This is a genomic window from Falsiroseomonas sp. CW058, from assembly GCF_050563535.1.
In the GTDB taxonomy this organism is placed as follows: Bacteria; Pseudomonadota; Alphaproteobacteria; order Acetobacterales; family Acetobacteraceae; genus Falsiroseomonas.
Genome location: NZ_JBNXUO010000058.1, coordinates 1 through 14,516 on the forward strand (window position 1 = coordinate 1; position 14,516 = coordinate 14,516).

At 76.5% G+C, this 14,516-nt stretch carries 9 protein-coding genes; 5 read left to right on the forward strand and 4 right to left on the reverse strand.

All coding sequences use genetic code 11. The features are described from left to right. Positions 1 to 51: 51 nt before the first annotated feature. Genes ACK8OX_RS24760 through ACK8OX_RS24775 form a run of 4 tightly spaced genes read right to left on the reverse strand, consistent with a single transcriptional unit; the run spans position 52 to position 8,166 of the window. Positions 52 to 645: an SCO family protein gene (locus ACK8OX_RS24760; protein WP_430666962.1), complete on the reverse strand. Its 594-nt coding sequence runs from the start codon at positions 643 to 645 to the stop codon at positions 52 to 54. Further along, positions 642 to 1,199: an SCO family protein gene (locus tag ACK8OX_RS24765; RefSeq protein WP_430666963.1), complete on the reverse strand. Its 558-nt coding sequence runs from the start codon at positions 1,197 to 1,199 to the stop codon at positions 642 to 644. The genes ACK8OX_RS24760 and ACK8OX_RS24765 overlap by 4 nt, the downstream gene beginning before the upstream one ends. Beyond that, on the reverse strand, positions 1,199 to 3,025 hold the full coding sequence (locus ACK8OX_RS24770; protein WP_430666964.1) for a YncE family protein: 1,827 nt from the start codon (positions 3,023 to 3,025) through the stop codon (positions 1,199 to 1,201). The genes ACK8OX_RS24765 and ACK8OX_RS24770 overlap by 1 nt, the downstream gene beginning before the upstream one ends. After that, entirely contained in the window at positions 3,022 to 8,166 is a 5,145-nt protein-coding gene (locus ACK8OX_RS24775) for a multicopper oxidase domain-containing protein (protein WP_430666965.1), read from the reverse strand. The genes ACK8OX_RS24770 and ACK8OX_RS24775 overlap by 4 nt, the downstream gene beginning before the upstream one ends. 300 nt (positions 8,167 to 8,466) lie before the next feature. Between ACK8OX_RS24775 and ACK8OX_RS24780 the strand changes: the two genes are divergently transcribed. The 5 genes from ACK8OX_RS24780 to ACK8OX_RS24800 all read left to right on the forward strand — a co-directional run. Next, entirely contained in the window at positions 8,467 to 9,087 is a 621-nt protein-coding gene (locus tag ACK8OX_RS24780) for a prepilin peptidase (protein ID WP_430666966.1), read from the forward strand. Continuing rightward, positions 9,084 to 10,742, forward strand: coding sequence for a GspE/PulE family protein (locus ACK8OX_RS24785; protein ID WP_430666967.1), 1,659 nt, complete (start codon positions 9,084 to 9,086; stop codon positions 10,740 to 10,742). Before ACK8OX_RS24780 ends, ACK8OX_RS24785 begins: the two co-directional genes overlap by 4 nt. A 5-nt stretch (positions 10,743 to 10,747) precedes the next feature. Continuing rightward, positions 10,748 to 11,974, forward strand: a complete 1,227-nt coding sequence (locus ACK8OX_RS24790) for a type II secretion system F family protein (RefSeq protein WP_430666968.1) — start codon at positions 10,748 to 10,750, stop codon at positions 11,972 to 11,974. Further along, entirely contained in the window at positions 11,971 to 14,082 is a 2,112-nt protein-coding gene (gene gspD / locus ACK8OX_RS24795) for a type II secretion system secretin GspD (RefSeq protein ID WP_430666969.1), read from the forward strand. Before ACK8OX_RS24790 ends, gspD begins: the two co-directional genes overlap by 4 nt. Then, the coding region (locus ACK8OX_RS24800; protein ID WP_430666970.1) for a hypothetical protein at positions 14,082 to 14,516 on the forward strand (435 nt) is incomplete at its 3' end. The genes gspD and ACK8OX_RS24800, both read left to right, overlap by 1 nt.

Genomic DNA, 14,516 nt, shown 5'->3' on the forward strand with positions numbered 1-14,516 from the left:
CCGCCGCGGCGGGCGCCGCGAGCAGCAGCAGCGCGAGGGCAGCGCGCAGGATCACGACGCGCAGGCCCCGGCTTCGATGACGGCGGGTGCGGCGGCGAGTTCGGACAGCTGCAGGGCGGCCGCGCCTTCCGGCATGTCGGGCCGGATGCGCGCCCAGCGGCGCGCGGGCACGTTGCCCGCCAGGAACATCGTCCCGTGGCGGTCCGGCTGCGCCTCGTCGATCTGCTGGCCGAGCCGGCGCGACACCTCGCGCAGGTCGGCCGCGGCGCCGGTCAGCAGCAGCCAGTCGGGATAGTCGCCGAACCGCGCGGCCCAGGCCTTCAGCCGCTCCGGCCGGTCGCGCCGCGGGTCGCTGGTCAGGTGGACCAGCCGGGTGGGGGCGCCGAGGCGCGCGGCCTCCTCCACCACCGCCAGCGCGCGCGCGGCCAGCAGCGGGCAGCTGTCGGTGCAGGAGGTGAAGATCCAGCCGAGCAGCACGCTGCGCCCGGCCAGCACATCGGCGTAGAAGCGGCGGCGCTGGCCGTGCTGGTCCACCAGCACGCGGTCGGTGAACCACTCGCGCTCCCGGCGGTCGCAGGGATCGGCGGCGGCGGGCAGCGGCAGCAGCGCCGCGGCGGCGCCGAGCAGGCGGCGGCGCGCGATCATGCCGCACCCCGCGCGGCCAGCATGCGGTCCACCGCCCCGGCGATCTCCTCCGGCCCGGCCAGCCCGGCCAGCCGGCGCAGCCGGCCATGCGCGGCATCGACGACCAGCACCATGGGCGCGTGGTCCGCACCGGGCTGCGGCCCGCCGAGCCGCCGCAGCACCTCGTCCAGCGACGCATGCGGCATGGTGACGAAGCTCCATTCCGGCCCCGCCTCGAACCGCGCGGCATAGCGGGCGAGTTCGGCCGGCGTGTCGGCCAGCGGGTCGAGGCCGATGCTGACCAGCCCCGCCCCGCGCGGGCCGAGCCGCGGGCGAAGCTGCGCCTCGGCCAGCGCCATGTTGGCGGAGACGAGGTGGCAGAGCGCGGCGCAGCCGGTCAGCACGAAATCGATCGCGACGACGCGCGCGCCGATCACCTCCGTCACCAGCCGCCGGCGGCGGCCGCGGTGGTCCACCACGCGCGCATCCGGCAGCGGGCGCAGCGGCGCCTCGGCGAAGGCGGGCGGGGCGGTGAGCATGGCGGCGAGCATCATCAGGTCCCGCTTCGACGGCATCACGGCGCCCCCACGCGAAGGTTCAGGTGCGGCAGCGTCCCCGGGCGCAGCCCGAGCGAGCCGGATTCGAGGTGCAGCAGCAGCGGCCCCGCACGCGGCGGCGCCACCGCCTCCGCCGCATAGACGCCATCGCCGACCGGGCGCAGCGCGACGACCTCCTGCCAGTGGCCGTCGAACTGCACGAGGCGCGCACGCAGGTCCGCCGCGCCCATCCAGGCGGCCGCCGCCTCCTCCGGCCCGCGCAGGCGCAGGCGCAGCAGGGCGGGCGCGCCGGCCACCAGACGGTCCGGCGCCGCCAGGTCGAAGCCGAGCCGCGCCGAGAGCGGCTCCGGCGGCCCGCCGCCGATCTCGACCGCGAAGCAGTGCAGGAAGCCGCCGCCCTGCAGCATCACCGGCAGTGCATGGCGGCCGGCGCGGGGGAAGATCGTCACCGCCTCGTGCAGGCCGGGCGCCACCTCGCGCAGGGCGCGGTCCACGGGCAGCAGCGCCAGCGCCCGCCCCGGCGGGCCCCGCAGCGTGCCGGACGGTGCGGCCATGCCTTCGGTGTAGACATGGACCAGCGGCTGCGCGCCATCGGCGATCAGCATCGCGTTGCCGTCCGGCGCGGGCAGCACGGTGGGACCGGCGGCGTCCTGCATCCCGGCGTCGCCGGCCGAGATCCAGGCCACCGCCGGTGGCGCGTCGCCGGCCAATGCGGCCAGCGGCAGCAGCGCGATGCGCGCGCCGTCGGCGGAGCGGACGAAGGCCTGCGTGCGGCTGAAGCCGATGCCGGCCGGCGCCGCGCCGTCCAGCGCCACGCGGTGCGCCACTGCGCCGCGGGCCAGGTCCACGACCGTGACCTGCGCTTCGCCCGGCTCCGGCACCAGGGCGAGCCGCCCGGTGGGGTCGAGCGCGACCTCCGCCGCGCCGGGCGCGACCTGCCAGAGCCCGGCGGGCTGTCCTTCCGTCGTCACCGCCAGCAGCCGGCCCGCGCGCGCGTCGAGCAGCACCGCGACCTCGGCCAACGGCGACCAGGCGGCGGCCGCGAAGCCATCGCCCAGCCCGGGCAGCTGCAGCGCGGCGTGCCCGCGCAGCAGCGCCGCGCCGCCTTCGCCCGCCGCCAGCACCGCGCCGGGGCCGAGCGGCACGACCGCGCGCGGCGCGAAGCCCACCGGCAGGCGGGCCCGCACCTCCCCGGATGCACGGTCGATGCGCAGCACCGCTTCGCCGGCCGCCGCCCAGAGCGTCGCGCCATCCGCATCGGCCAGCAGCGCGCCGGGCGCGTCCCCTGCGGCGATGCGGCGCCGTTCGATCCAGCGCAGCGTGTCCACCTCCACGATCTCGCCCGCGGCGGGGACCGAGACGAAGGCGGCGTCGCGCGCCGCATCCACCGCGAGCGCGGCGCCGCGCCCGCGGAGGTTCACCACCGCCAGCAGGCGCGACCGCGCGCTGCCGCCGAGCGGGTCGAGGACGTGCAGCGCGCCGTTGTCGGCCAGCACCGCCAGCTGCCAGGCGTTGAAATCCGCCTCGGCCCGCAGGCCGATGCGCGGCTGCAGCAGGCCCTGCACGCGGTCATGGCAACTTGCGCTGCGGCCGGCGTCGCGTTCGGCCCAGGCGGCAGGGCGCAGGAAGCGCGCGGGCGGCCCGGCGGGATCCCCCCCGGTGGCGAAGCGCAGGCGCAGCAGCGCGGGCTCCCCCGCCACCGCCGGGCCGCCCGCCACGGCCGCCAGTTCCAGGGTGACGGCAAGGCCCTGCGCCGCATGGGTGGCCCGGAAGGGCTCCCCTGCGGGCTGCTCAGCCCCCGCCGGGGCAGCGAGCAGCAGGGACGCGGCGAGGAGCCACCTCATCGCGTCACCCGCAGCAGGCCCCAGGCGCCGCTTTCGAAGGCGCCCGGCATGGTGTTGCGGAACAGGTAGTCCCCCGCCACGCCGCGCGCGCCGCCGGCCTGCGGCACCACCAGCGTCGCGTGCATCCCCGGGCCGATGCCCTCCGTCGCGCCGAGCGGGGGGGAGCGGTTCCAGCCGCTGCGCCAGGGCGCGCCCTCGATCGTGTCGGAGGCGCTGTCGACCGAGCGGTGCGGCAGCATCGACCACTGGTGGCCCTGCAGGGCGAAGACGCCGCTGCGCCCGTGCCCGCCGGCCTGGAGGATGCGGAAGCGCAGTTCCTCCCCCGCGCGGGCGGTGAAGACCGGGGTGCGCGGGTCGCCGCCGACCAGCGCGTTGGACAGCGCGCGGTGGAAGTCGCGCGTGCGGGTGATGCCGGCCACCTCGCCCGGCGCGTAGCCCAGCCGGTGCCACAGCGGTTCCGTGCGGTAGTTGAAGGCGTGGTTGCCGCTGTCCTGCGGGTCCTCGGCGCCCATGCAGGGCCCGGCGGCGATGCTGACGGGTGGGCCTTCAACATCAGGCGCCGCATCCGCCGCGCCGGACGGGCAGATGGCGCGGCCCGCGGCCTGAAGGTTCAGGTCGTCCTGGAACATCACCACGAAGTCGCGGAAGGTGCGAGCGTTGCCCTCCGGGTCGGTGAAGCTGACCGTCGCGGCGGTTCGGGTGCCCGGGTCCTCCGCCCAGGTCGCGCCGCGCGGCAGCACGACCAGCGCGCCGACCAGGCCCTTGCCGCTCTGCCGCAGGCGGTCGGCGGGCATCAGGTTGGCCGCGCCGAATTCCACCGGCACCGCTTCAACCCGGTCGCCGTTGCGCACCAGCCGCCCCGCATACCAGCGATAGGTGATGCGGGCGCCGGGTGCGACGGTCTGGCTGTTGCTGCGCTGCCCGTTCCGGATCGTGGCGTTGAGGCCGACATTCGTGCCGTCGCTGCGCGTCACGTCGGCGGTGACGAGCTGCGCGTGCAGCCCGACCTCCTGCGAGGGGCGGAGCTGGTTCATGTTGAACCGGTCCACCAGCAGCGGCAGGGAGGAGAAGCCGTGGTTGGCCGGCGCCACCACGCTCGCCGCCCAGTTCGCGGGCAGGCGATTCTCCAGCGTTACCTCGATGCATTCGCCGGCGGTGGCGCGCAGCACCAGCGGTTCCGGCCGGCGGCCAGGGGCGAGCCGGCCGTTCACCAGGTCCGAGGTCAGCACGTACATCGCCGCCGTCGGGTCCTGGATCGGCCCGCGCTGGCCCGCGAATGCCCCCGGCCGGTCGTTGTAGACGAGGCCCTGCGGCCCCAGCGCCTGCGATGCCGCCACCGCGGCCACGGCGTAGCGCCGGATCGGCGCGCCGACCGGGCAGGCGCCGTTGAACTCGTTCAGGTTGGTGAAGCGGGCCGAGAAGCTGGCCTGCACCGCGCGCCCGTCGGGCAGCGTGATGCGCCGCGCCGGCGGCGGCGGGTTGTTCGGCAGCGGCCGCAGGTCCGCCTGGGTGAACTCATGCGTCCGCAGGATGCCCCAGGCGCCGTTCCAGAAGCCCTCCGCACTGGCCGAGAGCGAGTAGAGGTGGTCGCTGGTCGGGCTGACATCGCCGTCGGGCGGCAGCAGCGTGGCGTCCATCTCGAAATGCTCCGAGATCGCCAGGTGCTGGCCGGACCGCCAGCCGGAGTTGGGCTCGTCCGGCCGCAGCAGCCAGCGATGGCCCTGGATCATCATGAAGTGCGGCTCCTCATGCGCGCCGGAGACGAGCCGCACCTCGATCCGGTCGCCCTTGTAGGCGCGCAGCAGGGGCGTGAAGGGATCGCCCGGGCGGACGCCTGCGGTCAGCGGCGGGTAGACCGTCGGCTGGCGGTTCATCTCCGGCATCGCGCGGGTGATGTCGGAGCGCAGCGCATAGGCCGGGTCGCCCGCGATGCCGGCCGCCTGCGCGCCGGGCCCGGTGCCGTCCGCGCGCGGGCGGTTCGGGTCGAACAGGCGCAGCGCCAGCGGTTCCTGCCGGAAGTTCACCGCGAAGGTGCCGGGGTCGCGCGCCATGATCGCTTCCGGGCAGGGCGGCCGCGCCCCGCCGGGGCAGACGACGCCCGGGCGGATGAGGTAGGGCAGCCCCGCCACCTGCCGCGCCGGCCCGTTGATGACGCGGGCGGGGTCGGGGATGGGGCGGCCGTTGGAGTCGATGCCGCCGCCCGCGGCATAGGCCCCGACGAAATCCGCCACCTGCAGCACGAATTCCCGGTAGGACCCGGCGGGATCGGCGGTGTGGATGATGGCCTGCCAGCCCGTCGGCCCGCCATCGGCGCGGCTGTAGTCGAAGGCCTGGCCGGTTTCCGGGTGGAACCAGCGCGAGCCCGTCGGCTCGATCACCACGGCGGAGTAGAGCCCGTGCTGCTGGTGCGTGGACGGGCCGAAATGGTCATGCGTGAAGACCGTGCGCAGCGTGCGGTCGCGCCCCTGCTCGTCCGTCACCGGGTCGGCGAACCAGCGCTGCACCGTCGTCATGGCGCCGAGCCAGCTGCCGTCCGGGCCGCTGCCGAAGAAGGGGTGCGGGCGCGCGCGCGGGCAGTCCCGCCCCTCGTCGCCGCCGCCGCAGCCGTTGAAGCGGCGGATGGCGTTGATGCGCTCCCGCACCTCGCCGGGGGAGAGGGTGCCGTCCTCGTAGTTGAAGCCGTTGCCGCCGCCGTCGGAGGCGAGGACGTCGAATTTCACCAGGTGGATGTGCTGGCCGATGATGTCGGTCGGCGTGCGCACCTGGTAGTCGTCCAGCTCGTAGATGTTCGGCACCAGGTTGGTGTGCTGGTAGACCACGCAGTCGCCCGAATTGACGCGCGCCACCAGCGGCTCCGGCGGGCGGCGACCTTCGATGGTGGGCAGCACGTCCTCCCACAGGGCGGTCATGCGGCCCTGGGGGAAGTGCCAGCCGGCGCGGTTCAGCACCATGCGCGTCTGGAAGGCGGCGCTGCGGTAGCGGATGGTGCGCCCGCCATAGGGCCGCCCGTCATCCGTGCCGCAGGGATCGGCGAAGGGCGCGCCCGGGACCGGGGGCTGGCCGTTGGTGACGAAGGTGCGGGTCCTGCCTTCTGCGGTGACCGAGGCATGGCCGCGGCGCGCGTGGAAGGCCATGGCGGCGCGCTCCACCGGCTCGCCGGCCTCGGCCAGCCAGCGCACCTCCAGCTCCTCCATCTCCTTCCCGAAGTCGAGCCGGTCCAGCTGCGCGACGCTCTCCCCGCCAGTCACGACGTGCCGCGGCAGGCCGCCGTCGTCGACGGTGTCGAGCGGCGGGCGCGGCGGGCGGTGGCCGGCATGGGCGGGGATGAAGAAGGGATAGCCGGGATTGTCCTCGGCCGCCGTGCCGTTGCCGGCCAGCACGACCTGGCCGGCTTCGATCCGCACCGGCGCGGGCAGCGGCGCGAGCGCGAGGGTGGGCACCGGCACGACCGCCGGGATGGGCGTGCCCTGCGCGACCTCGCCATCCGGGTAGGCGCGGCTGTTGGGCAGCGGCCGGCCCTGCGCGTCGAGCGGCGTGCCCCATTCGAAGGTGTCGAGCACGCGCCACAGCGCCCACATGCCCTGCGCGAAATGCGGGTAGAGATGGCAGTGGAAGATGGCGTCGCCGACCGTCTGGTTGCGGTTGCCCGCCCCGTTGAAGGTGATCTCGTAGGTGCGCCCGGTGCCCGGCCCGACGAACTGGCTGTCGAGATAGGCGGAGCCGGCATTGTCCGGGTTGGACAGCCACTGGTGCGCATGCAGGTGGAAGACGTGCTGTTCCGCCCCGGCATGCAGGTTGCGGATGCGCACGCGGTCGCCGAGGTAGCTCGGGAAGACGTTCGACGGATCGCCGGGATAGAGCGCGCGCGTGGCGCGCGGCGCGTTGCGGTCCACCGACCCGTCGGCGCGCAGCGCGGTGTTGGCGGGCACGTCCACCGGCAGGGCGGGATCGGCGCCCACCCAGCTGCTCAGGAAGAACTCCTCGTATTTGCACTCGGCGCAATGCGCGGCGGGGCCGATGCCGAGCCTGCTCGCCAGCACCTGCGACCCGATGCCTGCGACGCCGTAGTTGATGGCGAACTTGTCGCCGACGCCGGCCAGCGTGTGGCCCAGCACGGGGTCGTCGTAATGGGGGAAGGCCTGGACGGCCGCGATCTCGTCGTGGAAGACGGCGGTGAATTCGCGAAACGGTTCCTCGCGCCGGCGGGGGCCGGCGCCGGGCGCCTGTTCCAGCGTGGCGTTCGGCTCCAGCGCGGGATTGGGCACGTAGTCCACGGCGAGGTTGCCGCGGCCCGGCCCGGTGACGATGGCGGTGATGTCGCCATGGACGATCCGGTTGCCCTGCCGCATCGCCAGGATGGGCCGGCCCGCGCGCGGATGGCCCGCGGGGAAGACGGCGTCGTAGTCGATCGAGGGATGCCCGGTCGCGAGCAGCGCGGGGCTGCCGTCGGGGTTGCGCCGGGTGGCGAGGTCGAGCTCGGCCCGCGTCACTTGGCTGCGGTACCATTCCGACTGCGCGGGCTGCACGTTGACGGCGCCGAACAGGCCGTAGGCGGTCGTGCCGGTGTTGCCCTCACCCCCCGTCATGGCGGCGGTGCTGTGGAACAGGAAGGTGCCTTCCTGCGGCGCGAAGAGGCGATAGGTGATGCTGGCGCCCGGCGCCACCAGGCCGCTCGGGTTGTTGCCGACGAAGGCGCCGCCGTCGGTCGGGCCGTCCACGTAGTGCAGGCCCTGCACATGCACCCCGGCGCGGCGCGTCGCCGGCTGGTCGTCATCCGCTGCGGCGCCGAGGAGGTTGGTGAAGTTGATGGTCAGGCAGTCGCCGGCGTTGACGCGCAGCACCAGCGGGCGGGGCCGGCGGTCGTCGCGCAGGCGCACCAGCCCGGCGCGCAGCGCGGCGCGTCCGTCGGTGGAGACGACATCGTCGCGCAGCGCGTAGATCATGTAGGCGGGGTGGTGCGCGCCGAGGCGGTTGAACTGCACCGCCTGTTCCAGCGCGACGACATCGGCCACCACCGTCTGCGCGCAGCTGGGCGGCGCGGGCGGGGACTGCGCCGGCGCACTTCCCGCAGACGCGGCGCCCAGCGCGGCGACGAGGCCGGCCAGCACGCGCGCCTTCGTGAAGGGGTTGCGCAAGGTCATCTATGGTGCCTCCGGCCATGGAGCGGCTGCCGCGTGCAGCCAGGGATCGGAGCGCAACTCTGCGGGCCGCCCATCCGCCCGAGTCATCAAGGCCGCGTCATGGAACGCTGCGGAAACGACAGCGAAGACTTCGGAACGGCCGTCTGCCGCCATTTGCCGGCCATGTAACGAAAGCGTGCCGCGACCAAGGCTGCGCGCTGTGGTTTCGTGTCCATGGCGGCTGCGCGCGCCACGGTCTTCATGCGTTGGGGGCCCGGCGGGCGGCGCGGCCGGCGGACAAGTAACGAGGCGCACGAATCCATGTTCCCTGGAACCCTCCTCGCCGTCGTGGCGGGCGCCGCGGCCGGCGCCGCCGTGGCGGTCTCGGTCCGGCCACTGGCCGGGGCGGGCGGCGGCGCGGCCTGGCCGGCGGCGCGCTTCGGCGGCGCGTGCGGCGCCCTGCTCGCCGCGCTGGCCGCCTGGCTGCTGCCGCCCGGTCTCTGGGCGGCGGCGGCGCTGCTCGGCGTGGCGCTGGTCGGCATCGCCTGGCTCGACCTGGCGGCGGGCGTGGTGCATGCGGCGCTCGCCGCGCCGCTGGCGGTGGCGGGCGTGGCGCTGGCGGCGCTGCTGCCGGATGGCGATGCGGTGCTGGCGGCGGTCGGGATCGTCTTCGGCTACGGGCTGCTGCGCCTGGCGGAATGGGCGACGCTGCGCGCGCGGGGCGTCGCCGGCATCGGGCGGGGGGATGCCTGGGTGCTCGGCGCGCTCGGCGCCTGGGTGGGGCCGGCGGGGATCGGGCCGGTCCTGGCCTTCGCCGCGCTGCTGTCGCTGTTCGGCGCGGCGGTGCTGGCGCGCGGCGTCCCGGAGCCCGACCGCGCGCTGCCCTTCGCGCCCGCGCTGGCCCTGGCGGGCTGGGGCGTGTGGCTGGCGGCGGTGGCATGACGGCCGAAGGCGCCGGCGCGCGGCTGGCCGGGCACCTGGCCGAGCACCGCCTGCTGCCGCCCGCCGCGCTGGCCCGCGCGCAGGACGCGGCGCGGGCCACCGGCGCCACGCTGCATGAGGCGCTGCTCGCGCTCGGCCTGCTGTCGGAGGAGGCACTGGCCGAGGCGGCGTCGCGCGCGCTCGGCCTGCGGCTGCTGGGCCGCGCGGACCTTCCGGCCGACCCGATCCTGCCCGACCGCCTGCCGCCGCGCTTCCTGAGGCGCGCCCGCGCCTGGCCCGCCGGGCTGACCGCGGACGGCGCGCTGCTGCTGGCCGTGGCCGATCCGCTCGACCCCTTCGCCGTGCAGGCCGTGGCGCTCGCCACCGGGCTCGTGGTCGCGCCCGCCGTCGCGCCGCCTTCCGCCATCGCCGCCGTGCAGGCGGCGCTGGCCGAGCAGGAGGAGCAGCCCGCGGCGGCCGTGACCGCCGCGCCGGCGGAGGACGACGCGACGCGGCTGCGCGACCTGGCGTCCGAGGCGCCGGTGGTGCGCCACGTCAACGCGCTGATCCTGGCGGCGGTGGAGGCCGGCGCATCCGACATCCACCTCGAGCCCGGGGCGGGCGTGCTGCGGACGCGGCTGCGGGTGGACGGCGTCCTTCGCGAGGCAGGCGACGTGCCGGGCGCCCTGCGGGACGGCGTGGTCTCCCGCCTCAAGATCATGGCGCGACTCGACGTCGCGGAGCGGCGGCTGCCGCAGGACGGGCGGCTGCGCATCGCCGTGCGGGGGCGGGACATCGACCTGCGCATCTCCGTCGTGCCGGCGCTGGACGGGGAAGCGGTGGTGCTGCGCATCCTGGACCGCGCGAGCGTCACGCTCGACCTCGCCGCGCTCGGCTACGACCCGGCGGAGCGCGCGGCCTTCGCCGCGCTGCTCTCCCGCACCTCCCGCATGGTGCTGGTCACCGGGCCGACGGGCAGCGGCAAGACCACCACGCTCTACGCCGCGCTCGCCACGCTGGACGCGCGGCGGCAGAAGATCTGCACCATCGAGGACCCGGTCGAATACAGGCTGGAGGGCGTGACCCAGGTGCAGGTGCAGCCGGGCCGGGGGCTCGACTTCCCGGCCGCGCTGCGCGCCATGCTGCGCCACGACCCGGACGTGATGCTGGTGGGCGAGATCCGCGACCCCGCGACCGCCGAGGTCGCGACCCAGGCGGCGCTGACCGGGCACCTGGTGCTGGCGACGCTGCACACCAATGACGCGCCGTCGGCCGTGACGCGGCTGCTCGACCTCGGGGTGCCGGACTACCTCATCGCCTCGGTGCTGGAAGGCGTGGTGGCGCAGCGCCTGGCGCGCCGGCTCTGCACCGCATGCCGCGAGCCCTTCGCGTTGCCGGCCGCGTTGCCGGGGCTGGCGGCAGGGACGCGGCTGCACCGCCCGCGCGGCTGCGCCGCCTGCGGCGGCACCGGCTGGCGCGGCCGCCGCGCGCTGGTGCAGGTGATGCCGATGTCGGCGGCGCTGCGCGACTGCGTGCTGCGGCGGGCGGATGCCAACGCCATCGCCGCGCAGGCGGCGGCGGACGGGATGCCGACACTGGTGGAAGCCGGGCTGCGCCTGGCCCGCGCGGGCGAGACCTCGGTGGAGGAAGTGCTGCGCGTGGCGGGCGGGACGTGAGGGCGATGCCGGTCTTCGACTTCAGCGCCATCGACGCCGAGGGCCGGACCTTCGCTGGCCGCATCGAGGCGGAGAACCGGCAGGCGGCGGCGCGACGGCTGCAGCAGGGCGGCAGCCTGCCGGTGGAGTTGCGGGAGGCCGGGGCCGGCCGCGCCGCGCCCCGCGCGGGGGGCGTGCCCGGCGACCGCGTGCTGCGCCCGCGTGACCTGGCGCGCATCACCCGCGGGCTCGGCCTGCTCACCGGGGCGGGGCTGCCGCTGGACCAGGCGCTGGATGCCCTGGCGGGGTCGGAGGCGGTGGGCGCATCGCGGGCGGTGCTGCGCGCGGTGCGGGATGCGGTGCGGGGCGGCACCACCCTCGCCGCCGCTGCGCGGGCGCGGCCGCGCGCCTTCCCGGGCTGGTGGAGCGCGGCGGTGGCGGCGGCGGACGGCACCGGGCGCCTGCCCGCGGTGCTGGAGCGCCTGGCGGCCGAGGTGCTCCGCGGCGAGAGGCTGGCGGCGCGCCTGCGCGCCACGCTGACCTACCCGGCCCTGGTCCTCGTGCTGTCGCTGGCGGCGCTGGCGGTGCTGGCGACGGTGGTGCTGCCGGCGCTGGAGCCGCTGCTGACGGCATCCGGCGCCGCGCTGCCCTGGAGCACGCGTCTGCTGCTGGATGCCGGCGCGCTGATGCGGGATGCCGGGGCGGCGGTGCTGGCCGTGCTGCTCGGCGCGGCACTGGTGCTGAACCGGGTCATGGCGACCCCCGCCGCGCGGCGCGCGCGCGATGCGCGGCTGCTGCATGCGCCGCTGGCCGGGCCGGTGCTGCGGGCCATGGCGGTGGCGCGGGTGGCGCGGCCGCTGTCCCTGCTGCTGGGCGCCGGCGTCGCGCTGCCGGAGGCGCTGGCCCATGCCGCCGCCGCGGCGGGGAATGCCGCCGTGGGGGATGCGGTGCTGCGGGCGCGGGACGCGGTGGCGGCGGGCGCGCGGCTCGCGCCCGCCCTGGCGGCACAGGAAACGCTGCCGCCGCTGGCGGTGACCCTGGTGGCGATCGGGGAGGAGGGGGGGCGTTTGCGCGACATGCTGGACGAGGCGGCGGTGATCCACGAGGACATCGCCGAGCGTGCGACGGAACGGCTGCTCGCGCTGGTCGGCCCGGTGGCGACGCTGCTGCTGGGCGGGCTGGTGGCGGCGGTGGTGCTGGCGACGCTCGATGCGCTGCTCGGCGCCAATGCCGTGGCGATGGCCGCGCCATGATGCGGGGTCTGCTGCTGGCCCTGCTGCTGCTGCCGGCCGCCTGCGCCGAGCCCCGCGGACCGCGCACCCCCTCCGCCTTCGACGAGACGATGCGCCAGATCGCGGAGGCACGGGCGGGTGCCGGGCCGGCGCTGGCCCCCACCTCGCTGCCCGGCGCGGCCGCCACCCCGCGCCCGCGCCGCCCGCTGGCGGTGCTCGATTCCGGCCTGCCCGGCGGGCGCCCGGCCCGCGCCGCGCCGCCACCCGGCGTGGCCGGCGGCGGCGACGGGACGGTGACGCTGAACTTCGTCGAGGCCGAGCTCGCCTCGGCCGTGCAGGCGGTGCTGGGGGACCTGCTGGGCGCGGACTACACGATCGACCCGCGCCTGTCGGGCACGGTCACGCTCCAGACCCAGCGGCCGGTCGGGCGCGATGCCGCCGTCTCGCTGCTGGAAGCGGCGCTGGCCGCGAATGGCGCGGCGCTGATCGGCGATGCCGGCGGAAGCTGGCGCGTCGTGCCGCTCGACGCCGCCCTGCAATCCGGGCCGCCGGCCGCGATCCGCGGCGCGGCGGCGCAGACCGGGCGCGGATTCCGCGTCATCGCCCTGCCGCTGGCCCATGCCTCGGCGGCCGATCTCCAGCGCGTGCTGCAGCCGCTGTCGCCGCGCGGCGGCGCGGTGGTGGCGGACGAGGCGCGGAACATCCTGCTGCTGGCCGGCACCGGCCCGCAGCTCGCCACCCTGATCGAGACGGCGGAGACCTTCGACTCCGACTGGGTGCGCGGCCAGTCCATCGCGCTGGTGCCGCTGGAAAGCGCGCCGGCCGCGCTGGTCGCGCAGGAGCTGAACACGCTGTTCGAGACGGGCGGCGCCCGGCGCGAGGGGCTGCGGGTGATGGCGGTGGCGCGGATGAACGCGCTGCTGGTGGTCGCCGCGCGGCCCGAACAGGTGCAGCGCGTCCGGCGCTGGGCGGCCGAGCTGGATTCCGGCCTCGGCGCGGGGCCGCAGCTCTACGTCCATCCCGTGCAGTATGTGCGCGCCACGGACCTGGCGACGACGCTGCGGCAGCTCCTGCAGGGGAACGGCCGGGGCCCGGCGGCGGCGCTGCTGGCGCCGGGGCAGTCCGGTGCCCTCGCCATCGCCGGCACGGCGGCACCCGCGGCGCCGGCGGGCGGCGAGGCCCCGGCCGGCGGCGCGCCCGCGCAGCCCGGCGCCGCCCCGGGCGAGGCGCCGGGCGAGGGAGGCGGCGCGTCCAACATCCGCATCGTCGCGGAGGAGACGCAGAACGCGCTCATCGTCTACGCCACGCCGACCGACTGGCGGCTGGTGGAACGCGCGATCCTCGCGCTCGACCGGCCGCCGAACCAGGTGGCGATCGACGCGCTGATCGCCGAGGTGACGCTGACCGACGACCTGGAATACGGCCTGTCCTGGTTCTTCCGCGCCGGCAACTTCGACCTGCGCTTCGGCGGCGGCCCGTCCGCCGCACCCGCGCCGGGCTTCCCGGGGCTGAACCTCCTCTACTCCGGCGGCGTCGATGCCGGGGCGGTGCTGCGGGCGCTGTCCTCGGTGACGGAGGTGCGCGTCATCTCCTCGCCGCAGGTGATGGTGCTGTCGAACCAGACCGCGCGGCTGCGCGTCGGCGACAGCGTGCCGATCGTGACGCAGCAGGCCACCGGCAGCACCTTCGACAGCCGCACCGTGAATTCCGTGCAGCTGCGCGACACCGGCGTCGCGCTCGACGTCACGCCGCGGGTGAATTCGGCCGGCGGGGTGATGCTGGAGGTGGACCAGGACGTCTCCGACGCGGTGCGGACCACGACCAGCGGCATCGACAGCCCCACCATCCAGCAGCGCCGGCTGCGCAGCGTCGTCTCCGTCCCCTCGGGCGAGACCATCGCGCTCGGCGGCCTGATCCGGGAAGGCGACACCAACGGGCGCAGCGGCGTTCCCTTCGTGGACCAGGTGCCGGTGCTGCGGGAGCTTCTCGGCACCACCGCGCGCAACCGCCGCAGGACGGAACTGCTGGTGCTGATCACGCCGCGCGTTGTGCAGAGCGCGGAGGAGATGCGCCGCGTGACGGAGGAGATCCGCCTGCGGATGCGCAGCATGGCGCCGCGGCCGATGTGATGACCGCCCGCGGCTCGGCGCTGGTCCTCGCGCTGTGGCTGGCGCTGATGCTCGGCACGCTTGCGCTGGCGGCGACCCGGCTGGCCGGGTCGGGCGCCGGGGCGGCGCAGGTGGAGGCGGATCTGGCGCGTGGCCGCGCGGCGGCCGAGGGCGGCGCCTGGGCGGCGCTGCACCGGCTGGCGGCGGTGCCGCCCGAGGCCCGCCCCCCGGTCCTTGTCCTGCCCGTTCCGGTCGGGGGCGTGGTGGTCGAGGTGCGCGCGACCGACGAGGACGGCCGCATCGACCTGACCGGGGCATCGCCTCCCCGGCTCGCCGCGATGTCCGCCGCCGCGGGCGCGGGGGTGGAGGCGGCCGGCCGGCAGGCCGCCGCGGCCGAGGCGCGCCGCCAGGCCGCGCCGGGCCGGCGGGGCTTCGCCACGGCAGGGGAGGTCGCG

What these genes read in the sequence shown, in the direction of transcription:
- ACK8OX_RS24760 (WP_430666962.1), bottom strand. Translation starts at nt 645, where the DNA reads ATGATCGCGCGCCGCCGCCTGCTCGGCGCCGCCGCGGCGCTGCTGCCG.
- ACK8OX_RS24765 (WP_430666963.1), bottom strand. Translation starts at nt 1,199, where the DNA reads ATGCCGTCGAAGCGGGACCTGATGATGCTCGCCGCCATGCTCACCGCC.
- ACK8OX_RS24770 (WP_430666964.1), bottom strand. Translation starts at nt 3,025, where the DNA reads ATGAGGTGGCTCCTCGCCGCGTCCCTGCTGCTCGCTGCCCCGGCGGGG.
- ACK8OX_RS24775 (WP_430666965.1), bottom strand. Translation starts at nt 8,166, where the DNA reads ATGACCTTGCGCAACCCCTTCACGAAGGCGCGCGTGCTGGCCGGCCTC.
- ACK8OX_RS24780 (WP_430666966.1), top strand. Translation starts at nt 8,467, where the DNA reads ATGTTCCCTGGAACCCTCCTCGCCGTCGTGGCGGGCGCCGCGGCCGGC.
- ACK8OX_RS24785 (WP_430666967.1), top strand. Translation starts at nt 9,084, where the DNA reads ATGACGGCCGAAGGCGCCGGCGCGCGGCTGGCCGGGCACCTGGCCGAG.
- ACK8OX_RS24790 (WP_430666968.1), top strand. Translation starts at nt 10,748, where the DNA reads ATGCCGGTCTTCGACTTCAGCGCCATCGACGCCGAGGGCCGGACCTTC.
- gspD (WP_430666969.1), top strand. Translation starts at nt 11,971, where the DNA reads ATGATGCGGGGTCTGCTGCTGGCCCTGCTGCTGCTGCCGGCCGCCTGC.